Here is a 19,023-nt window from a genome sequence, read left to right as displayed (position 1 = left end):
GGCGATTGCCCTGCGGCGCGTCCTCGCGGCCGGTGCGGATCAGGTCGGTGAACATGGCGGCTCCTGTCGAATGAACCCGCCGATTCTTCGCCCGAATGCCGGATCCGGCTTCTCCCAAAGTGGGGACACCGGACTGTGGCCGGTGTCGTCGCTGCCGTCCGGGTATCAGGGCCGGTCGCGCCCCACCACCCGCGTCTCCAGCGGCCGGACCTGGTAGTCCGGCTCGAAGCGGCAGGTCGATCCCAGCGTCACGCGTGCCTTCTCGCAACCGGCGGCGATCGATGCGGGCGTCGGCTTTCGGCCTTGCGTCGCCCAGCTCGACAGCGCCTCCATCAGCGCCGCATAGGTCGCGTCGCTCAGGTAGCTGTGGTCCTTGTCGCCGGTGAAGGTCTGCACCAGCGCATCGCCGCGCCCCGCCGCCGCCATCGTGCGGCCGAAACTCTCCTGCAGCTCGACCATCGCGGTCGGGTCGTGGATCGCATGCACCGTCAGAACCGGCACCGGGATCTTCCCGTCGAGGTCCGCGTCCGCCGCCAGCATCGCCACGGCCTTCGGATTCGCCGCGTAGCGCTGCACGCCCGCGTTGAGCGCCGCGTCGTCGCTCGATCCGGCGTACACCGCGCCCACGTTGCCGAAGGGACTGGCACCGCCGGTGCGCTTGAACGTGATGTCCTGGAAGTGCCAGGTGGCCCAGTTCAGGTGCGACAGGATGCTGCGCTCCGGGATGTGGACCACGTCCACGAGGGTCTTGATCTTCGCGGCCTGCTCGGGCGAGCGCTCCGCCGCGGGCTTGTTCAGGCCCAGGCAGTCGTTCACGCGACTGGCGAGGTCGGCCTGCTTCATCGTCGAGGCGAGCGGCAGCCCGATGTTCAGCGGGTACTGCGGCTCGCTCGGCAGCGGATGGTTGCGGCAGAGGTATTGGTAGACGACACGCAGGTCGAGCCGGAAATCGTAGCTGCGGGTGCCGCCACCCAGCACGCCCGAGCTCAGCAGCACCGCGTCGTAGGGCTTGCCGTCGACGAAGCGCTCTGCGCCCTTGGCCGCGACGCTGGCGCCCCAGGACTGGCCATGCAGGTAGACGTGTTTCGGCTTGGCCACCTTGTTGATGAACAGGCGTCGCAGCCGTTCGTTGTCCTGCGCCGCGGCCGTCACCGCGACGCCGCCCTGCCGGTAGCTCGACGCCGCGAGCGCGTAGCCCAGCCTCGGCATGATCGACCAGCGCTCGATGTCCTCGACCACGCGCCTGGCCGTCGGCGCGCCGAGGAAGGGCCCACCGTGCGCGTGCACCACCAGGTCGCCGTTCCAGGCCTTGGGCATCACGATCATGTAGAACGCGCCCGCGCTGTCCTGGCCCGCCAGGCAACGCGCGCCCTCGCCCACGCCCGACGGACAGGTCGCCGGCGCCGGCGCGGACTCGGCCGCCATGTCGAAGGCCGGGTCTTGCGCATCCTGCGCCTCCCTGGCGTCCTTCGCTACGGCCACCGGCGCCGCGGCCGCCAGGCCGAGCACGACCGCCGTCATCATCGGCGCGCTCGACCAGCGCCGGCGCCACCGCAACATCCCCACCAGCGCCACGCCCAGCGCGGCCAGCGCGAAGGAGCCGGGCTCCGGCACCGCGGCGACGAAGCCGAGCTGCTCGCTCGCCACGCGCTGCAGCAGCACCGCGTCGCGCGCGCTGATGCCCAGGTCGCGGGCCGCGATCTCGCCCAGGCCCAGCACCGACGGATCGACACCGGTGATCGTGCCGAACAGCGTCAGCGCGCTCAGGTAGGAGCCGTACTTGCTCGCATGGGTGCCGTCGTCGAACCACAGGTCGAGCAGGCCGTCGCTCGCCGCGGTCGAGGCATACATGTCGGGCGTCGCGATGCCGGCGGCGATCGCGCGCATGAAGGCCTCGCCCACCGGCGCGACGCCGGCGATGCCGCCCGAGCCATCGGCGCCCGCCATCAGCGCCGCCGCGGCGTAGGCCTGTCGCAGATCCTCGGTCATCGCCTGCAGCGACGGATAGAACGACGACGCCGGCTGCCCGGTCGGCGTCACCGCGCCGGTGATCTCGTCGGTCACCGTGGTGCTGGGCGCGTTGACCAGGTTGGGCCGTGCCCAGGTCTGGTACAGGTAGACATCGGCGTCCGCGTTCGCGTGCGCGTTCGCGCCGACCGTGCGCAGCAGCGAGCAGGTCCCGGTCGACGCGCCGGTGATCTCGGCGCACTTCGCGTTGGTGCCGCCGATGAGGTCGCGCTCGCGGTAGCTCAGCGCATTGCCCTGGTGGACCCAGTTCTCGATCAGGTTGGCGTAGGTGTTGAAGTAGGCCGGGTTGGACGCCAGTCCCGGCTGCTTCGTCAGCGGCTCGTCGCTCTGCTCCTGCAGCACGACCTTGTCCCAGGCCTGCGAGCCGATGTTGCCCCGCAGGTCCCAGCCGGCGCTGTTGGTGTTGAGGAACTGCCCGCGCAGCGAGGCCGCGTTTCGCGCCGAGATCGACACGTCGTAGTCCAGCCCGACCTGCACCGTGAACTGCTTGAAGATGCCGGCCACGCCGCCCCAGGGATGGGGCTCGAAGCTGTTGGCGCCGCTCGGGTTGGTCGCGTACATCGACGCGGTGAGGTCGTGCACCTGGGCGGCGTTGTAGCTCATCACCGGGTCGACGCGCCCGAAGGTGTAGCTGTTGCCAACGAAAAGGATCTTCGTGGCCTCGGCGCGTGCGCCGGACGGCGCCAGCGTGGCGGCCGCGAGCGCGACCGCGCCGGCCAGGCGCCAGGAAAACTTCGTCATGGTGGACGGCATGGTCGTGCTCCTTCGTTGCTGGGGATTGAAGCGCGTGTCAGAAGTTGTGGCGGACGCCGGCCTCGAAGCCGCCGCTGTCGCCGCCGGGCTGGGTCGTCGCCAGGCCGACGTTGAAGCGCGTGCCGCGGCCCTTGTTGTCGACCTTCGCCAGGTTGGTGTACAGCGCGGTGCGCTTGGACAGGTCGTGCACGTAGCCGATGGCGATGTGCGTGGCGTCGCTCGCGACATTCCTCGCCTTGAGCCAGGTGTAGGCGAAGCGGAGCTCGCCCTGCGGCCACAGCTGCCACTGCGTGCCCAGCATCGTCGCCGTGGTGCGGGAGATGCCGACCTCGTTGCGGCCCCACAGCGCCATCAGCCTGGCCGGCCCCCACTGGTAGGACAGGCCGACGTTGCTCTGCGTGTAGTCGCCGGTGGCGTAGCGGGTCTTGGAGATCGCCGCCGAGGTGTTGAAGGTCTCGTTGCGCCAGCCGATGCGGATGCCGGTCAACTGGCCATCCTTGCGCGTGGGCCCGGCGCCCTGCTCGCCCAGCGCCAGCATCGCGTGGCCGTAGAAGCCGTTGATGCCCGAGGGCGTGAAGTAGCCGATCGAATTGGAGGCGCGCACATTGGTGCGGGCCGTCGTGCCGTTGGCGGGCACCGGATAGAACAGGATCCCCGAGCTGCCCACGCCGTTCGTGCCGAACGGATGCATCGAGGTGGTCAGGTTGCCGAACGACGGCACGTAGTCGCGGCCCAGCCGCAGCTCGCCCCACGGGCCCGAGACCTGCACCGTGGCGCGTCGCCCCCAGGTCAGGCCGCCGCTGACCGAGTCCTTGTTGTTGGTGCTGGTGGCGCCGCTGGTGCCGTCGTCGACGGACACCGCCGACTCCAGCCAGAAGCCCACCTTGAGCCCGCCGCCCAGGTCCTCGGTGCCGCGCACGCCGAAGCGGCTGGAGGTGTTGCCGTCGCTGTTGACCAGATGGCGCGTGTCGGTCCCGCTGGCCTTCAGCGCCTGCACGCCGATGTCCATCAAGCCGAACAGCTGCACGCTGGAGCCGGCCTGCGCCTGCGCGCCGGCGGCGGCCAGCAGGCCCAGGCCGATCGCGGCGGCCTGGGCGATGGTGGTGGTGGCGGTGGTGGCGAGGGACCGGGCGCGCGCGCCCCTCGAATGCATGGTCGTTGCCTTCAACGTTGTCTCCGTCTCGTGTTGTTGTGGTCGTGTCCTCGTCGGGACCGTTCGTCGTACTGACCGCCGGACCGTCCTCGGACGGTGCTTGGATCGCTGTCTCGCTGTCGCTGCGTCGGTATCCGGGGCGGACCTTAGTGACGGTGCTCCATAGCGTCAAATACACTGATTCGCGAGATCCGAGACGTTTTTAATATGAAGCCTACGTAGCGCCCGCAGCCCCGGAGACATGCAGCCATGGACCTCCGACACCTGCGCTATTTCGTGACGGTCGCCGAGACCGGCCACATGACGCGCGCCGCGGCGCTGCTCGGGATGCAGCAGCCGCCGCTGAGCCAGCAGATCAAGACGCTGGAGCAGGAACTGGGCATCGCCCTGCTCCATCGCCATCCCAAGGGCGTGAGCCTGACCGATGGCGGCCGGCAGTTCCTCGACGAGGCCCGGCGACTGCTGCGCGACTACCACGACATGCGCGACCGCATGGAGCGCCTGGCCAGCGGCCAGCACGGGCTGCTGGCGATCGGCTTCACCAGCTCGGCCGCGGCGCATGCCTACACCCCGGCGGTGCTGCGCGCCTGCCGGGGCGAGCATCCCGGCATCGCGCTGTCGATGACCGAGAACAATGCCGCCGGCCTGATCGACGCGATCGTGAAGACGCGGCTGCATGGCGGCTTCCTGCGTGTGCCGGTGGCGCGGCCGGAGGGCGTCAGCTTCGAGACGCTGCTGACCGAGCCCGCGTTGCTGGCCGTGCCGCTGGACCACCGGCTCGCGGCGGTGCCGCGCGCGGCCACGACGCCGGTGCCGCTGGCCGAGTTGGAGGACGAGGACCTGATCCTGGTGCGGCGCCCCGGCGCGCCCGGCCTGTACGCCAATCTGCTGGCGCTGTGCGAGCGCGACGGCGTGCGGCCGCGCAGCTTCGTCGAGGTCGACCGGATGATGATGAACCTCAACCTGGTCGCCGCAGGCGCCGGGATCACGGTGGTGCCGGCCTCGATGCGGGGCGTGCATGCGCATTCCATCGTGTACCGGCCGATGGAGAAGCAGGCGCGGCTCGAGGCCCCGCTGACGCTGGCCTACCGGACCCACGACCAGGACGGCCCGATGGCGACCTTCCTCGCGCTGGCGCGGCGCATCGCGATGGAGCACCGCGATGCGTAGGCGCGCGTGGGTGATCGGGCACGGCGCGGCGCTCGCGGGTGCGGCCGGACTGCCTGCATTCATCGCGGGCGTACGCGCGCAAACCTCGACCGCCGCCGAGCCGTGGCCGTCGCGCGCCCTGCACCTGATCGTGGCTTACCCACCCGGCGGCATCAGCGACGAGACCGCGCGCGCGCTCGCCCAGTTCATGGGCGCACGCCTGAAGGTGCCGGTGATCGTCGAGAACCGCGCCGGCGCCGGCGGCCTGACTGCGCTGGAGTCACTGGCCCGCGCCGCGCCCGACGGCCACACGCTGGCCTACTGCGCGATCTCGCCACTGGTCTTCGGGCCGCCGGACCCGGCCTCCGCCGCCACCGGCCGCGGCGACGCCCCGCCGCGGGACGTCGTGCCGGTCGTCAGCCTCATGGACACGCCGGTGCTGGTGCTCGCGCATCCGTCGTTCAAGCCCCGGGATTTCCCCGCGATGCTCGCCGCCGCGCGGGCCGCGCCGGGGCGACTGCGCTGGGCCACTTCGGGTCACGCGACGGTGGGCCACATGGTGCTCGCGCAGGTGCGCGCCGCGGCCGGCGTCGACATCATCCACGTGCCCTACAAAGGCGGCGGCCAGCAGCTGACCGATGCGATCGGCGGCCAGTTCGAGCTGCTGTCCTCCAACGTCGCCGCGCAGCAACTGCAGCTGGTGCGCCAGGGCCGGTTGAAGGCGCTGGCCATCGGCTCGCCGGTGCGGCTGCCGGTGCTGCCCGAGGTGCCGACGCTGGCGGAACTCGGCTTCCCGGACGCCAACCTGGTCTCGACCTTCGGCCTGTTCGCGCCGCGCGGCGTGCCCGAGGAGCGGCTACGCCGCCTCAACGCGCTGGTCAACGACGCCCTGCGCCAGCCCGAGCTGCGCGCGCGGATGCTGGAGGTCAGCAACCTGCCCACCGGCGGCAGCGCCGCCGACTTCGCCGCGCGCATCGCCAAGGAACGCGAGCGGGCGCTGCGCGTGCCGCCCGATTGATTGAGCGCGGCGCGCCGCGGCGTTCAGTCCAGCCGCGCGAGGACCTCCTCCGCGATCGCGAGCGCACTGGTGAGTCCCGGCGACTCGATGCCCATCAGGTTCACCAAGCCCGGCACGCCGTGCTGCGCGGGGCCGTCGATGCGGAAGTCCGGCGCGGGTTCGTGCGGCGCATGGATCTTGGGCCGCACGCCGCTGTAGGCCGGCTGCAGTGCTCCGTCGGGCAGCGCCGGCCAGTAGCGCCGCACGTCCTCGTAGAAGACCTCGGCGCGCGCCGGATCGACGGCGTAGTCGATGTCCTCGGGGCGATCGGCATCGAGCCACTGCGCATCCGGTCCGAAGCGCGCCTGGCCGCCCAGGTCCAGCGTCAGGTGCACGCCGAGCCAGGCGTCCTGCGGCAGCGGATAGACCAGCCGCGAGAACGGCGCGCGGCCCTGCAGCGCGAAGTAGCAGCCCTTGCTGAAGCGGGCGACGGGCGGCGGCGGAAGTCCCTCGATGGCCCAGGCGAGCAGCGGCGCGTGCAGGCCCGCCGCATTGACGACGAGGCGCGCGCCCAGTGACAGCTCGCTCGTGCGCACGACATGTCCCGGCCCGCCGCGATCCACCGCGGTCACCGCGGCGCCGAACGCGACGGCACCGCCGTGCCGTTCGAGGTCCCCCTGCAGCGACAGCATCAGCCCGTGGCTGTCGACGATGCCGGTCGAGGGCGACAGCAACGCGGCCTCGCAGCGCAGCTGCGGCTCGAGCGCCTGGGCCTCCTCCCGCGTCAACCACCGTAGGTCGTCGACGCCGTTGACCGCGGCCTTGGCCCGCAGCGCGCGCAGTCCGGGCAACTGCTCCGGCGCGGTCGCGACCACCAGCTTGCCGCAGCGCCGATGCGCGACGCCGTGCGAGGCGCAGTGCGCATACAGCAGCTGCTTGCCGCGCACGCACAGCCTGGCCTTCAGCGAGCCGGCGGGGTAGTAGAGGCCCGCGTGGATGACCTCGCTGCTGCGCGAGCTGACGCCGGTGCCGATGGCGAGCTCGCGCTCGAGCACCAGCGTCTCCAGGCCGCGCATCGCCAGCGCCCGCCCCACCGCGAGGCCGACCACGCCGGCCCCGATCACCACCGCATCGACTTGATCCATGGCGGCGATTGTGCCGAGCGGTCCTCGCCGGCCGGTACGGGGAATCCGCAGCGCGCGGGCGATCAACGATCAGCGATCAGGCGCGCAGGTCGGCCAGCGCCTGCGCGTGCTGCAGGCCGAAGGCGCACACGGCGGCGGCGTCATGGCTGAACTCGCCGCCGGCCAGGCGCTGGGCGAGCGTCTCCAGGTCCAGGGTCAGGAACTCGCTGACTTCGCCATCGCGGTTGCGCGGCGTGAAGCCGGCCGGCAGCGCAAGGCTGAACACGTGCAGCACCTCGTCATGCAGGCCTTCGGCTTCCATGCGGGTGCTGCGCAGCGCACCGCGCGGCTGCACCCCGGCGCCAAACGCCGCCGGCACGCCGGCCTCCTCCATCAGCTCGCGTCGGGCACAGGCGACCAGGTCCTCGTCGGCGGTCAGGCCGCCGGCCGCGAGGTTGTCGAGCCGGCCGGGGTCCGTCGCCTTCGTCATCGCGCGGCGCCCGCACACGAGCCGCGCGCCCGGCAGGAAGCCGTTGACATGCACCGCGCGGCTCATCAGGCCGAAGAAGCGGAAGGCGGCGCGCTCCAGGCGGAACAGCGGCTCGCCGCGCGCGGTGCAGGGATCGTCGACCGGATGCTCGCAGGCGTAGCGCTCGCCGCGCCAGCCGGTGATCGCGCCGCGGGCCCGCAGCGCGAGCGCGACGGCCTCGATGCGCGCGGAGCGAGCCTCGACGTCGAGGGCATTAGCGTCCCAGTCGAGCCCGTCGTCGCGGACGCGCAGTTCGGGCCAGACCTCGCCCAGCAGCGCTCGTCTCATCGGATGCACATGACCCAGGGTCAGGCCGTTCATCCGCAGCGGCAACAGTCCGGCAGGCAGCGGCTGCCGCGCGAGTTGCAGGCAGCGCGGTAGGACGGCAACGAGCGAGGGGGGCAGCAGCGCAGGCATCGCGCGATTGTCCGGGCTCTCTCCCCCAAGAATCACTGGAATGTGCAAGAGACACGCCCTCGCGGACGCAGGATCATCGCGGCCTTGTTCAGCGATGAACCCGCAGTCCACGACACCCAGGAGCCGCTCGATGAAGCTCGCCTTGCATAAAGCTTTCCGCCAGGTCGGTGCCACCGACCACGCCGCCACCCACGCCGCCGAAGCCATCGCCGGCGCTCTGGAGAAACGCATGACCGATCAGCAGACCCCATACGCCAAGCTCACCGACCTGCAGACGGTGAAGGTCGACATGGCCGACCTGAAATCGCAGTTCTCCGTCTTGCGCGGGGAGATGAAGCAGGACATCGCCGCGGTCCGCGGCGAAGTGGCCGTTCTGCGCGGGGAGATGAAGCAGGAGATCGCCACGGTACGCGGAGAGGTGTCCGTCCTGCGCGCCGAAATGAAGCAGGAGATCACCGCCGTGCGTGCGGAGATGCGGCAGGAGATCGCCGCGGTGCGGGGCGACATGTCGCAGCTGCGAGGCGAGGTCAAGCACGAGCTGGCCAGCACCAGGACCGAGTTGATCCGGTGGATGGTCGCGGGCCAGCTGACCACGGTGACGGTGCTGGGCTCGCTGATCTTCGGCGTGATGCGCTACTTGATGCGGTGACGCTCAATGGCGTCCGGTGGCGCGGGGTGGAGCGCCAGCGCACGCGATGACGCCCGATGACGTCGATCGTCGGCCAAGAAAAAAACCCCGCCAGTTGACGCTGACGGGGTTGTTCTGGTGGGCGGTGCAGGGTTCGAACCTGCGACCCCTGCCGTGTGAAGGCAGTGCTCTACCGCTGAGCTAACCGCCCGGTATTCGGACCGGGTTGCCGGCTGGGTGCCGGATTTCGCTGGACATCAAGACGTGGTGGGCGGTGCAGGGTTCGAACCTGCGACCCCTGCCGTGTGAAGGCAGTGCTCTACCGCTGAGCTAACCGCCCGGTCTTGCCGTCCTCGACCGCTGCTTGCGCCGCTGCCGGGGATGTCCGGGAAAGTCGAAGATTATGCCATGAGTTTTTGACCCGATTCAAGAACTCGCCAGGAAATTCTGCCAGGCGGCACGAGCCGCAGTCGCGGTCAGGCCGTTGCCGGCACCTGCCAGATGCGCTTGCCGCCGCTGGCCTTGTCCAGATCGACCAGCACCTTGTCGTGCAGCGCCAGTTCTTCCGGCGTCGGCACGATGACGGGCAGATCGAACGCGCTGAAGTCGATCGCCGCGACCACCAGCTCGCCGCCCTGGCCCGGCGACGACGAGGCGCTGTCGTCGATGACCAGCGAATCCTGGCCGCGCGTCAGCCGGATGTAGACCTCCGCCAGCAGCTCCGCGTCCTTCACCGCGCCGTGCAGGCCGCGGTTGCTGTTATCGACCTCCAGCCGCCGGCACAAGGCATCCAGCGAGTTGGCCTTGCCCGGGAACATGTCCCGCGCCATCAGCAGCGTGTCCAGCACGTTGTCGACGCACTCGTGCAGCGGCGCCCGGCCGCAGCGCTTGAGTTCGGCGTTGATGAAGCCCACGTCGAAGGCCGCGTTGTGGGCGACCAGCTCCGCGCCCTCGATGAACGCGAGGAATTCATCGACGATCTGCGCGAACTTGGGCTTGTCGGCGAGGAATTCGCTGCTCAGCCCGTGGACGCGGAACGCCTCCTCGGGCATGTCGCGCTCGGGGTTCAGGTAGAAGTGCAGATGACGTCCCGTCAGCTGACGGTTCACCATCTCCACCAGGCCGATGTCGACGACGCGGTCGCCCGATTCGGGATTCAGGCCGGTGGTTTCGGTATCGAAGAAGATCTGACGCATGTCTCGAAGTCTCGTGTGCGGATCGCCGGCGGCACTGGGTCCGCGCGGCGCTCAGTGCGCCGGGGCCGCGCCCCGCCGCGCCTGCCGGCGGTAGGCCCAGACCATCATCAGCGCACCGCCGACGATCATCGGCACGCTCAGCCACTGGCCCTGGCTCCAGCCGAAGGCGCGCAGGCCCAGGAAGGCATCCGGTTCGCGGAAGTACTCGGCCGTGAAGCGCGCGATGCCATAACCGAGCAGGAACAGGCCGGACACCGCCGCCATCGGCCGCGGCTTGCGCGCGAACAGCCACAGCACGATGAACAGCAGCACGCCCTCGCCCAGGAACTGGTAGATCTGCGACGGGTGGCGTGGAATGCCACCGTCGTTGGCCTGCGGGAAGACCATTGCCCAGGGCAGGCCGGGATCGGCCGCGCGGCCCCACAGCTCGCCGTTGATGAAGTTGCCCAGCCGTCCCGCGGCCAGCCCCGTCGGCACGCAGGGCGCGACGACGTCCCCGACCTCGAGGAAATGGAACCCGCGCCGCCACGCGAAGAGCGCCAGCGCGATCAGCACGCCCAGCAGTCCACCGTGGAAGGACATGCCGCCCTGCCACACCGCCAGGATCTCGCCCGGATGGCTCAGGTAGTAGGCGGGCTTGTAGAAGAACACGTAGCCCAGCCGGCCGCCCAGCACCACGCCCAGCACGCCGTAGAACAGCAGGTCGTCGACGTCGCGGCGGGTCCAGCCGCGAGCGGCGTTCCAGGGGCGGGCGACCACGCGGTTGCCCAGCCACAGGAACAGGCCGAACGCCGCCAGGTACATCAGGCCGTACCAGTGGATGGGCCACTTCCAGAGATGGAAGGCCACCGCGTCGAACTGGGGATGCACCAACATGAAAGAGCTCTACTGCGCCGCAAAGGCGCGAATCATAAGGGCCGGGCAGCGACGGCCCGCTCAGCCGCCCAGCGCGGCGAGCTGCTTGCGGCAGTCCTCGATGTCGCCATTGCTGCCGCGGCGGTTGTCGACGCAGCGCTGCAAGGCCGTGCGCGCGGCCGCCTTGTCGCCCTTGGCCGCCAGCGTCGCCCCCAGCCGGCGATCCAGCCCCAGTTGCTCGGCGCCCTGCAGGCCGCGGGCGCGTTCGAACGCGGCCACCGCCTTGTCGTACTGCCCCAGCGCGTCATAGGCCCGGCCCAGGCCGTAGGCGCCCATCGCCTGGTTGGGCTGGTTCTTGAGCAGCTCCTCGAACCAGGGCACCGCCCTGTCCTTCTGCTCGCTGAACATCAGGTTGCGGCCGTAGTCGCTCCACAGCACGCGCAGCTCGAGCAGCAGCTCGGGTCGCTGCGTGCGCACCGCGCGCAGCGCCTTCTCCATCGCCGGCCAGTCCTTCTTCGACGCCGCCACCCGCGCTCGCATCAGGTTCAGCTGCGCCGGGTCCTTCACGTCCTGCTCCAGCGCGCGCGCCTTGGACTCGCCGCCGCCGATGAAGCCGGGCAGCGCCAGGTAGTACTGCTGCAGCGCGCTGCGCGGCTCGGGCGCGTCCGGCATCAAGGCCATCGCGCGCTGCGCCAGCTCGCTGACGCGTCCCAGCGAGCCCAGCGCCTTGAACTTGCTGCCGCCGCGCGCCTGCATCACCAGCGCGAGTGCCAGTGCGTAATGGCAGGCGCCCTCGTTGGGGGTGCGCTGCACGCATTGCTCCAGCCGCTGGATGTTCTGCTTCAGCACGCTGCCGTCGACCAGGTCCAGTTGCGCGAGCGCCAGAGCGGCCACCGCCTGCGGATCGTCCGGATCGGCCTTCCCCCGCTGCGCGGCGAGTTTCTCCAGGTCGTCCGCCCGCCCGGCGTCGAGCAGCGTCTGCAGTTCATGGTCCTTGAAGACGGCCGCCTGGGCCGGCGTCGCGAAGGCCACGCTCATCAGCATCGAGAAGCCGGTGATGAGGCAGATCGCACCGACCACCCGGCGCAGCAGGCCGCGGCGGTCGCCATCGTCATTCTTGCGGGGAGCTTTCACGGGGGAGATCCTTTCATCGGCGCATGGTCGCAGAACTCGGCCGGACGTGCATGCCCCGTGCCGAACGGCCGCTTCGCCTTCGCCGCCGGCCCCGCCAGGCCGTACCTGCTTCTGGCTGGCGGCCGCAGGCAGGGTCATGCCTTGACTTTCACCTGACGCCGGACATGGTCGACGAAGCGCCGCACCACCGGCGAGGCGTCCGGCCGCCAGATGAGGCTGGTGTCGCAGGCCGGCACGCGGGCCGACGGCCACGGCCGGTAGCGCACGCCCGGCCGCTGCAGCGCGCACACCGATCGCGGCACCCAGGCCACGCCCATGCCGGCGGACACCAGGTTGACGATGGTCTGCATCTGGATGGCCTCCTGGGCGATCTGCGGCGTGGCGCCGTGGGCGCGGTAGAAGCCCAGCAGCGCATCGAACAGCGAGGGCGCGATCTCGCGCGGGAACACCACCAGCGGCTCGCGCAGGACCTCCTCCAGCGCGGGGGGCGCCTTGCGCCGGCCGGCCAGCCCCCAGTCCTGCGCATGGGCCAGGACCAGCGGCTCCGTCGACACGATCAGGCGCTCGAACCCGGCCGGCTCGGCCCCCGGCGCGTGGATCACGAAGCCGGCATCGAGTTCACCGGACTCGAAGCCCCGCAGCTGGACATCCAGCGTCGCCTCGCGCAGCGCGAGCTGCACCTGGGGCAGCGCCTCGCGGAACAGCCGCAGCCAGCGCGGCATGTCGCCGTACCCGACGGTCGACACGAAACCCAGGCTCAGCCGTCCGGCCTCGCCGCTGGCCGCCGCCCGAACCCGCACCGGCACCTGGTCGGCCTGCTCCACCAGCCGCGTCCCCGCCTCGACCAGCGCCTGCCCGGCCGCCGTCAGCGCGACGGTCCGCCGCCCGCGCTCGAGCAGCTGCACGCCCAGCTGCGCCTCCAGCTTCTGCACCGCCAGGCTCAGCGGCGGCTGGGTCATGTGCAGCCGCTCGGCGGCGCGACCGAAGTGCAGTTCCTCCGCGAGCACGAGGAACTGGCGGATCGGACGGAGTTCGATCATCGATATGTCCGGCAAATCAATTCGGCGTCCACTATATATTGGACCCGCATAGGCCGGCGGCGCATACTGGCGCGCTCCAAGCACTGCCCGCCAGGATGTCCGCCATGACCGACGCCAAGAACGCCACGCCCGACGACGCCCCGAATCGTCGCTCCCGGAACATCACCGAAGGCGTCGCGCGCGCGCCCAACCGCTCGATGTATTACGGCATGGGCTACCAGGAGAGCGACTTCGGCAAGCCGATGATCGGCGTGGCCAACGGCCACTCGACGATCACGCCCTGCAACTCCGGCCTGCAGAAGCTGGCCGACGCCGCCGTCGTCGGCCTGAAGGCCGCCGGCGCCAACGCCCAGCTCTTCGGCACGCCGACGATCTCCGACGGCATGGCCATGGGCACCGAGGGCATGAAGTATTCGCTGGTGTCGCGCGAGGTCATCTCCGACTGCGTCGAGACCTGCGTCGGCGGCCAGTGGCTGGATGGCGTGATGGTGATCGGCGGCTGCGACAAGAACATGCCCGGCGGGATGATGGGCATGCTGCGCGCCAACGTGCCGGCGATCTACATCTACGGCGGCACCATCAAGCCCGGCCACTACAAGGGCCAGGACCTCAACATCGTCAGCGTCTTCGAGGCGGTCGGCCAGTTCAGCGCCGGCAAGATGAGCGAGGAAGACTTCTGCCAGATCGAGAAGCGCGCCATCCCCGGCAGCGGCTCCTGCGGCGGCATGTACACGGCCAACACGATGAGCTCGGCCTTCGAGGCGCTGGGCATGTCGCTGCCCTACTCGTCGAGCATGTCCAACGTCGAGGACGAGGTCGTCGAGAACACCAAGCGCGCCGCCGACTACCTGGTCCGGGCGGTGAAGGCCAACCTCAAGCCGCGCGACATCGTCACGAAAAAGGCGATCGAGAACGCGGTGGCGGTGATCATGGCCACCGGCGGCTCGACCAACGCGGTGCTGCACTTCCTGGCCATCGCGCATGCCGCCGAGGTGGACTGGACCATCGACGACTTCGAGCGCATGCGCAAGAAGATCCCGGTGCTGTGCGACCTCAAGCCCAGCGGCCGCTTCCTGGCGGTGGACCTGCACAAGGCCGGCGGCATCCCCGCGGTCATGAAGCAGCTGCTCAAGGCCGGCCTGCTGCACGGCGACTGCATCACCATCACCGGCAAGACCGTCGCCGAGAACCTGGCCGACGTGCCGGATCTCTCGCCGGAGCAGGAGGTGATCCGCGCCGTCTCGGACCCGATCTACGCCGAAGGCCACCTGGCGATCCTCAAGGGCAACCTGTCGCCCGAGGGCTGCGTCGCCAAGATCACCGGCCTGAAGAACCCGGTCATCACTGGCCCGGCGCGCGTGTTCGACGACGAGCAGTCGGCGCTGGCCGCGATCATGGCCGGCCAGATCAAGGCCGGCGACGTGATGGTGCTGCGCTACCTCGGCCCCAAGGGCGGCCCCGGCATGCCGGAGATGCTGGCGCCCACCGGCGCGCTGATCGGCCAGGGCCTGGGCGAGAGCGTCGGCCTGATCACCGATGGGCGCTTCTCCGGCGGCACCTGGGGCATGGTGGTCGGCCACGTCGCGCCGGAAGCCTATGAAGGCGGGACGATCGCCCTCGTTCACGAAGGCGATTCGATCACCATCGACGCGCACCAGCTGCTGCTGCAGCTGCATGTGGACGATGCCGAACTGGCGCGCCGCAAGGCTGCATGGACGAAACCGGCACCGCGCTACACGCGCGGCGTGCTGGCCAAGTTCGCCAAGAGCGCCTCGAGCGCCAGCTCGGGCGCGGTGCTCGACAAGTTCGAGTGAACGATCCGGCGCCGGCCCATCGGTCGGCGCGATGAATGCGACAGCGGGGCCCGAGGGCCCCGCTGTCGTTGCCGGTCGCGGCGGTCGGTCGCGGTCCGGATCAACGCCGCTTGCGCTGCTTGTCCGCCTGGCCGAGCGCCTCAAGCGAGCGCTGGCGGCGCGCCTCCCGGCGCTCATCGAGCTTGTCCATCTCCTTGCGCTTGGTGTAGCCCGACTTGTCGGCGAACTCCCACCACAGCACCGCCAGCACGAAGGGCGACAGCACCCACCACCAGCTCAAGGCACCGATCGGCCCGAACTCGGCCAGCTTCAAGGCGATCAACAAGACGCCGATCACGATCAACCACATCGCATTTCTCCTCGTACACGCGCCAGGTCGGCACGGCTCCCAACACTACAATCGCCCGAGCCCGGACACCCCCAGCCATTCGCCGCTCCCCCGGGAAGCGGTCCCCACGTCGCGAGCTTCTCGCAGGGTTCTCTTGAGGGTGTTCCGCATCTTCCCGGCAGGATCTGAAAGGATGCCATGAAAAACGCCTTGTTCGTCTCCGCGGCCCTGATCGCCGCCCTGTCCGCCCCCAGCGCCTTCGCCAGCCAGGAACTGGCCCAGAAGAAGAACTGCATGGCCTGCCATGCCGTCGACAAGAAGCTGGTCGGCCCCGCCTACAAGGACGTCGCGGCCAAGTACGCCAAGGACAAGGACGCGGTGAAGAAGCTGTCCGAGAAGATCATCAAGGGCGGCTCCGGCGTCTGGGGCCCGGTCCCGATGCCGGCCAATGCGCAGGTCAGCCCGGCGGAGGCCGAGCAGCTCGCCAAGTGGGTGATGTCGACGAAGTGAAGGTCGACGCGCCGAGCCTGGCCGGCTCGCCATGAACAAGGCCCCTTCCGGGGCCTTGTCTCATTCAGCGCCTGCCGTCAGCCGCCCTCTTCTCGGGAAGTCTTCTCAGGAAGTTCAGCCGCACCCGGCCGCGCAGGCCGACGGAGATCAGGATCTCCCGGCCGCCGATGGCCAGCAGCAGCAACTGCGCCAGCGCGGCGGCACAGCGCCGGATTGGTTTCGGGGACCTCTGCGGGAACGAAGACTCCACAAGCGACTCCTTCTGTGAGATCGGCATCCGGGGGATGCCGCGCGAGCGCCGCCCTGATCGCGGGCCGGATCGCGGCCCGCCCCGATGGGGCGGTGCGACGATTCTTGGTCCATGAACCGCGCGGACACCACGACCCGAGCCAGTGTGGCTGCGGCCTTGGCTGCCACATGAAGGCCAAGCGCTGCCGGAGACCAGCGCCCCGCTGCCGCACCGCCCCGCGCACGCGGGCCGCGCGGCGGGCGTTCATGCGGGTGCCGGGATGCAGGTGTCTGCGCGAGCCCATGAAAAAACCCCGCCGAGGCGGGGCTTCACGAGCTGCTGCGGAGCGATCTCAGTAGGCCTGGCCCAGTTGCTCCAGGATCGCCGGATTCTCCAGCGTCGAGGTGTCCTGCGTGACGCTCTCCCCCTTGGCGACCGAGCGCAGCAGCCGGCGCATGATCTTGCCGCTGCGCGTCTTGGGCAGGTTGTCGCCGAAGCGGATGTCCTTGGGCTTGGCGATCGGGCCGATCTCCTTGGCGACCCAGTCGCGCAACTGCTTGGCGATGGCCTTGGCCTCGTCGCCGCTCGGACGCGGGCGCTTGAGCACGACGAAGGCGCAGATCGCCTCGCCGGTCGTGTCGTCGGGCCGGCCCACGACCGCCGCCTCCGCCACCAGCTCGGTGCAGCTGACCAGCGCGGACTCGATCTCCATCGTCCCCATGCGGTGGCCCGAAACGTTCAGCACGTCGTCGATGCGGCCGGTGATGGTGAAGTAGCCGGTGTCCGCGTCGCGGATGGCGCCGTCGCCGGCGAGGTAGTAGCCCTTGAGCTCGGGCGGGTAGTAGCTCTTCTTGAAGCGTTCCGGATCGCCCCAGATCGTGCGGATCATCGAGGGCCACGGCTTCTTGACGACCAGGATGCCGCCCTGCCCGTTGGGCACGTCGTTGCCGGTCTCGTCGACGATGGCCGCGGTGATGCCGGGGAACGGCAGCGTGCAGGAGCCCGGCACCAGCGGCGTGGCGCCCGGCAGCGGCGTGATCATGTGGCCGCCGGTTTCCGTCTGCCAGAAGGTGTCCACGATCGGGCAGCGGCCGCCGCCCACATGCTGGTGGTACCACTCCCAGGCGGCCGGGTTGATCGGCTCGCCCACCGAGCCCAGCAGCCGCAGCGAGCTCAGGTCGTAGTTCTTCGGATGGACCGCCTCGTTGGTCTCGGCCGCCTTGATCAGCGAGCGGATCGCCGTCGGCGCCGTGTAGAAGATCGTGACCTTGTGCTTCTGGATCATCTGCCAGAAGCGGCCCGCGTCCGGGAAGGTCGGGATCCCTTCGAAGACGATCTCGGTGCCGCCCAGCGCCAGCGGCCCGTAGGTGATGTAGGTGTGGCCGGTCACCCAGCCGATGTCGGCGGTACACCAGAAGATGTCGGAGTCCTTCAGGTCGAAGGTCCACTTGGTGGTCAGCGCCGCATGCAGCAGGTAGCCGCCGGTGCTGTGCTGCACGCCCTTGGGCTTGCCGGTCGAGCCCGAGGTGTAGAGCAGGAACAGCGGATGCTCGGCCTCGACCCATTCGGGTTCGCAGCTCGAGGCCTGGCCGGCCACCGCGTCATGCAGCCATTCGTCGCGGCCGTCGACCCAGGCGATCTGGCCGCCGGTGCGCTTGTAGACGAGGACCGACTGGATGGTCGGGCAGCTGTTGTCGGCCAGCGCGTCATCGACGATGGCCTTGAGCGGCAGCGACTTGCCGCCACGGGCCTGCTCGTCGGCGGTCAGCACCATCACCGCGCCGGCGTCCTGCACCCGGTCGCGCAGCGACTGCGCCGAGAAGCCGCCGAACACCACCGAGTGCGTCGCGCCGATGCGCGCGCAGGCCTGCATCGCCACCACGCCCTCGACCGACATCGGCATGTAGATGACGACGCGATCGCCCTTCTTCACGCCGCGCGCCTTGAGCGCGTTGGCCAGCTGCGCCGTCCGGGCCAGCAGCTCGGCATAGGTGACGCGGGTGACGCTGCCGTCGTCGGCCTCGAAGATGATCGCGACGCGCTCGCCCCGGCCGGCCTCGACGTGGCGGTCCAGGCAGTTGTAGGACACGTTGAGCCGGCCGTCCTCGAACCACTTGAAGAAGGGGGCGTCCGACTCGTTCAGCACCTTGGTGAAGGGCTGCTTCCAGCTGAGCAGCTCGCGCGCCTGGCGCGCCCAGTAGCCGGCGTAGTCGGTCTCGGCTTCCTGGCACAGCGCCTCGTAGGCGGCCATGCCGGACACGTGCGCGCCCTGGACGGCGGCTTGGGGGGGGTTGTAGATCTTGTCGCTGATCTTGTCGCTCATGGCCTATGTCTCCGTACAGGCAGGGATCTTCGAACTCGGCCGAACTCTCCGCTTTCACACTGACGATCTGCTTACTCTTGTAGAAGAGCGGCGGGCGCGCGGCCGCGAAACCAGCGGCATGCTCTCACTAAAATCGCCCGGTTTGGCGGTTCCCGCCCGTTACGACCTGAAGGATTGCCCCGATGACCGATCGACCGAAGGCCCCGGCCGACACCGCGCCCAAGCGCATGCACCCGCTCGCCCACCTGATGTTCGGGAGCCGCTGGCTGCAGTTGCCGCTGTACCTGGGGCTGATCCTGGCGCAGGCGGTCTACGTCTACCAGTTCTGGACCGAGCTGATCCATCTCGTGGAGGCGGCCTTCGGCAACCAGGAAGCCCTCAGACTGCTGGTGGACAGCGTGGGCTACAAGGCCGGCACCGCGCCCACCAAGCTCAACGAGACCATCATCATGCTGGCCGTGCTGGCACTGATCGACGTGGTGATGATCTCCAACCTGCTGATCATGGTGATCGTGGGCGGCTACGAGACCTTCGTGTCGCGGCTGCATCTGGAGGGCCATCCGGACCAGCCCGAATGGCTGGACCACGTCAATGCGTCGGTGCTGAAGGTCAAGCTGGCGACGGCCATCATCGGCATCTCCTCGATCCACCTGCTCAAGACCTTCATCAATGTGCAGAACCTGACCGAGCAGACGCTGATCTGGCAGACGGCCATCCACCTGGCCTTCCTGCTCTCGGCGCTGGCCATCGCGATGACCGACCGGCTGCTCACCCATCCGCCGGGCGACAAGCACTGAGCGCCACCGCGGCGCCGGG

The 19,023-nt window shown here is 69.8% G+C and carries 17 protein-coding genes and 2 tRNA genes; 6 read left to right on the top strand and 13 right to left on the bottom strand.

What is annotated here, in order from left to right:
• Positions 1 to 165: 165 nt before the first annotated feature.
• Positions 166 to 2,769: a PEP-CTERM sorting domain-containing protein gene (locus FHT37_RS25765; protein ID WP_183478633.1), complete on the bottom strand. Its 2,604-nt coding sequence runs from the start codon at positions 2,767 to 2,769 to the stop codon at positions 166 to 168.
• Positions 2,770 to 2,818: 49 nt separating this feature from the next.
• Positions 2,819 to 3,934 (bottom strand): porin, encoded by a 1,116-nt coding sequence (locus tag FHT37_RS02150; RefSeq protein ID WP_183478632.1) that lies wholly within the window; start codon positions 3,932 to 3,934, stop codon positions 2,819 to 2,821.
• Positions 3,935 to 4,183: 249 nt separating this feature from the next.
• On the opposite strand from FHT37_RS02150, the gene FHT37_RS02145 reads away from it, so the two are divergent.
• Together FHT37_RS02145 and FHT37_RS02140 are read left to right on the top strand one after the other, a co-directional pair.
• Complete coding sequence (locus FHT37_RS02145) at positions 4,184 to 5,104, top strand: LysR family transcriptional regulator (protein WP_091723411.1); 921 nt, start codon at positions 4,184 to 4,186, stop codon at positions 5,102 to 5,104.
• Complete coding sequence (locus FHT37_RS02140; protein WP_183478631.1) at positions 5,097 to 6,101, top strand: tripartite tricarboxylate transporter substrate binding protein; 1,005 nt, start codon at positions 5,097 to 5,099, stop codon at positions 6,099 to 6,101. Before FHT37_RS02145 ends, FHT37_RS02140 begins: the two co-directional genes overlap by 8 nt.
• Before the next feature lie 23 nt (positions 6,102 to 6,124).
• On the opposite strand, the gene FHT37_RS02135 is transcribed toward FHT37_RS02140, so the two are convergent.
• Both FHT37_RS02135 and FHT37_RS02130 read right to left on the bottom strand, forming a co-directional pair.
• Complete coding sequence (locus tag FHT37_RS02135) at positions 6,125 to 7,225, bottom strand: NAD(P)/FAD-dependent oxidoreductase (RefSeq protein ID WP_183478630.1); 1,101 nt, start codon at positions 7,223 to 7,225, stop codon at positions 6,125 to 6,127.
• 76 nt (positions 7,226 to 7,301) lie between these two features.
• The gene (locus tag FHT37_RS02130) at positions 7,302 to 8,150 is read right to left on the bottom strand and encodes an NUDIX hydrolase family protein (protein ID WP_183478629.1); all 849 of its coding nucleotides are present in this window, start codon (positions 8,148 to 8,150) and stop codon (positions 7,302 to 7,304) included.
• A 130-nt stretch (positions 8,151 to 8,280) separates the two neighbouring features.
• On the opposite strand from FHT37_RS02130, the gene FHT37_RS02125 reads away from it, so the two are divergent.
• Positions 8,281 to 8,799 carry a coiled-coil domain-containing protein gene (locus FHT37_RS02125; protein ID WP_183478628.1) on the top strand — a complete coding sequence of 173 codons (519 nt, stop codon included), beginning with the start codon at positions 8,281 to 8,283 and terminating at the stop codon, positions 8,797 to 8,799.
• A 115-nt stretch (positions 8,800 to 8,914) separates the two neighbouring features.
• Here the strand turns inward: FHT37_RS02125 and FHT37_RS02120 are convergent.
• From FHT37_RS02120 to FHT37_RS02095, 6 genes are all read right to left on the bottom strand, one after another.
• A tRNA-Val gene (locus tag FHT37_RS02120) sits at positions 8,915 to 8,989 on the bottom strand.
• A gap of 54 nt (positions 8,990 to 9,043) precedes the next feature.
• A tRNA-Val gene (locus FHT37_RS02115) sits at positions 9,044 to 9,118 on the bottom strand.
• A gap of 136 nt (positions 9,119 to 9,254) precedes the next feature.
• Entirely contained in the window at positions 9,255 to 9,974 is a 720-nt protein-coding gene (dnaQ, locus tag FHT37_RS02110; protein ID WP_183478627.1) for a DNA polymerase III subunit epsilon, read from the bottom strand.
• Between the two features lie 51 nt (positions 9,975 to 10,025).
• On the bottom strand, positions 10,026 to 10,850 hold the full coding sequence (lgt, locus tag FHT37_RS02105; RefSeq protein ID WP_091723397.1) for a prolipoprotein diacylglyceryl transferase: 825 nt from the start codon (positions 10,848 to 10,850) through the stop codon (positions 10,026 to 10,028).
• Between the two features lie 60 nt (positions 10,851 to 10,910).
• Positions 10,911 to 11,963 carry a tetratricopeptide repeat protein gene (locus FHT37_RS25605; protein WP_183478626.1) on the bottom strand — a complete coding sequence of 351 codons (1,053 nt, stop codon included), beginning with the start codon at positions 11,961 to 11,963 and terminating at the stop codon, positions 10,911 to 10,913.
• 134 nt (positions 11,964 to 12,097) lie between these two features.
• Entirely contained in the window at positions 12,098 to 13,003 is a 906-nt protein-coding gene (locus FHT37_RS02095; RefSeq protein ID WP_183478625.1) for a LysR substrate-binding domain-containing protein, read from the bottom strand.
• 104 nt (positions 13,004 to 13,107) lie between these two features.
• Here FHT37_RS02095 and ilvD point away from each other — a divergent pair, with 104 nt between their 5' ends.
• Positions 13,108 to 14,817: a dihydroxy-acid dehydratase gene (gene ilvD / locus FHT37_RS02090; protein ID WP_091723390.1), complete on the top strand. Its 1,710-nt coding sequence runs from the start codon at positions 13,108 to 13,110 to the stop codon at positions 14,815 to 14,817.
• Between the two features lie 100 nt (positions 14,818 to 14,917).
• On the opposite strand, the gene FHT37_RS02085 is transcribed toward ilvD, so the two are convergent.
• On the bottom strand, positions 14,918 to 15,166 hold the full coding sequence (locus FHT37_RS02085; RefSeq protein ID WP_091723387.1) for a TIGR04438 family Trp-rich protein: 249 nt from the start codon (positions 15,164 to 15,166) through the stop codon (positions 14,918 to 14,920).
• Between the two features lie 177 nt (positions 15,167 to 15,343).
• On the opposite strand from FHT37_RS02085, the gene FHT37_RS02080 reads away from it, so the two are divergent.
• Positions 15,344 to 15,655: a c-type cytochrome gene (locus FHT37_RS02080; RefSeq protein ID WP_147241032.1), complete on the top strand. Its 312-nt coding sequence runs from the start codon at positions 15,344 to 15,346 to the stop codon at positions 15,653 to 15,655.
• Between the two features lie 64 nt (positions 15,656 to 15,719).
• Here FHT37_RS02080 and FHT37_RS02075 read toward each other — a convergent pair whose 3' ends face one another.
• Both FHT37_RS02075 and acs read right to left on the bottom strand, forming a co-directional pair.
• Positions 15,720 to 15,905 carry a hypothetical protein gene (locus tag FHT37_RS02075; protein ID WP_091723381.1) on the bottom strand — a complete coding sequence of 62 codons (186 nt, stop codon included), beginning with the start codon at positions 15,903 to 15,905 and terminating at the stop codon, positions 15,720 to 15,722.
• Positions 15,906 to 16,236: 331 nt separating this feature from the next.
• Positions 16,237 to 18,207, bottom strand: a complete 1,971-nt coding sequence (gene acs / locus FHT37_RS02070) for an acetate--CoA ligase (protein WP_183478624.1) — start codon at positions 18,205 to 18,207, stop codon at positions 16,237 to 16,239.
• A gap of 182 nt (positions 18,208 to 18,389) precedes the next feature.
• Here acs and FHT37_RS02065 point away from each other — a divergent pair, with 182 nt between their 5' ends.
• A complete protein-coding gene (locus tag FHT37_RS02065; protein ID WP_091723376.1) occupies positions 18,390 to 19,004 on the top strand; it encodes a TIGR00645 family protein in 615 nt (204 codons plus the stop codon).
• Positions 19,005 to 19,023 lie beyond the last annotated feature (19 nt).

The sequence above is a fragment of the Mitsuaria sp. BK037 genome (genome assembly GCF_014193045.1).
Lineage (GTDB): Bacteria > Pseudomonadota > Gammaproteobacteria > Burkholderiales > Burkholderiaceae_C > Roseateles.
Note: the sequence above shows the minus strand (reverse complement) of the source record. Positions and strands in the feature narration are given on the sequence as shown.

Bases quoted from the DNA above. Each gene is read 5' to 3' on its own strand.
- FHT37_RS25765 (WP_183478633.1), bottom strand. From the start codon at position 2,769: ATGACGAAGTTTTCCTGGCGCCTGGCCGGCGCGGTCGCGCTCGCGGCC.
- FHT37_RS02150 (WP_183478632.1), bottom strand. From the start codon at position 3,934: ATGCATTCGAGGGGCGCGCGCGCCCGGTCCCTCGCCACCACCGCCACC.
- FHT37_RS02145 (WP_091723411.1), top strand. From the start codon at position 4,184: ATGGACCTCCGACACCTGCGCTATTTCGTGACGGTCGCCGAGACCGGC.
- FHT37_RS02140 (WP_183478631.1), top strand. From the start codon at position 5,097: ATGCGTAGGCGCGCGTGGGTGATCGGGCACGGCGCGGCGCTCGCGGGT.
- FHT37_RS02135 (WP_183478630.1), bottom strand. From the start codon at position 7,225: ATGGATCAAGTCGATGCGGTGGTGATCGGGGCCGGCGTGGTCGGCCTC.
- FHT37_RS02130 (WP_183478629.1), bottom strand. From the start codon at position 8,150: ATGCCTGCGCTGCTGCCCCCCTCGCTCGTTGCCGTCCTACCGCGCTGC.
- FHT37_RS02125 (WP_183478628.1), top strand. From the start codon at position 8,281: ATGAAGCTCGCCTTGCATAAAGCTTTCCGCCAGGTCGGTGCCACCGAC.
- dnaQ (WP_183478627.1), bottom strand. From the start codon at position 9,974: ATGCGTCAGATCTTCTTCGATACCGAAACCACCGGCCTGAATCCCGAA.
- lgt (WP_091723397.1), bottom strand. From the start codon at position 10,850: ATGTTGGTGCATCCCCAGTTCGACGCGGTGGCCTTCCATCTCTGGAAG.
- FHT37_RS02095 (WP_183478625.1), bottom strand. From the start codon at position 13,003: ATGATCGAACTCCGTCCGATCCGCCAGTTCCTCGTGCTCGCGGAGGAA.
- ilvD (WP_091723390.1), top strand. From the start codon at position 13,108: ATGACCGACGCCAAGAACGCCACGCCCGACGACGCCCCGAATCGTCGC.
- FHT37_RS02085 (WP_091723387.1), bottom strand. From the start codon at position 15,166: ATGTGGTTGATCGTGATCGGCGTCTTGTTGATCGCCTTGAAGCTGGCC.
- FHT37_RS02080 (WP_147241032.1), top strand. From the start codon at position 15,344: ATGAAAAACGCCTTGTTCGTCTCCGCGGCCCTGATCGCCGCCCTGTCC.
- acs (WP_183478624.1), bottom strand. From the start codon at position 18,207: ATGAGCGACAAGATCAGCGACAAGATCTACAACCCCCCCCAAGCCGCC.
- FHT37_RS02065 (WP_091723376.1), top strand. From the start codon at position 18,390: ATGACCGATCGACCGAAGGCCCCGGCCGACACCGCGCCCAAGCGCATG.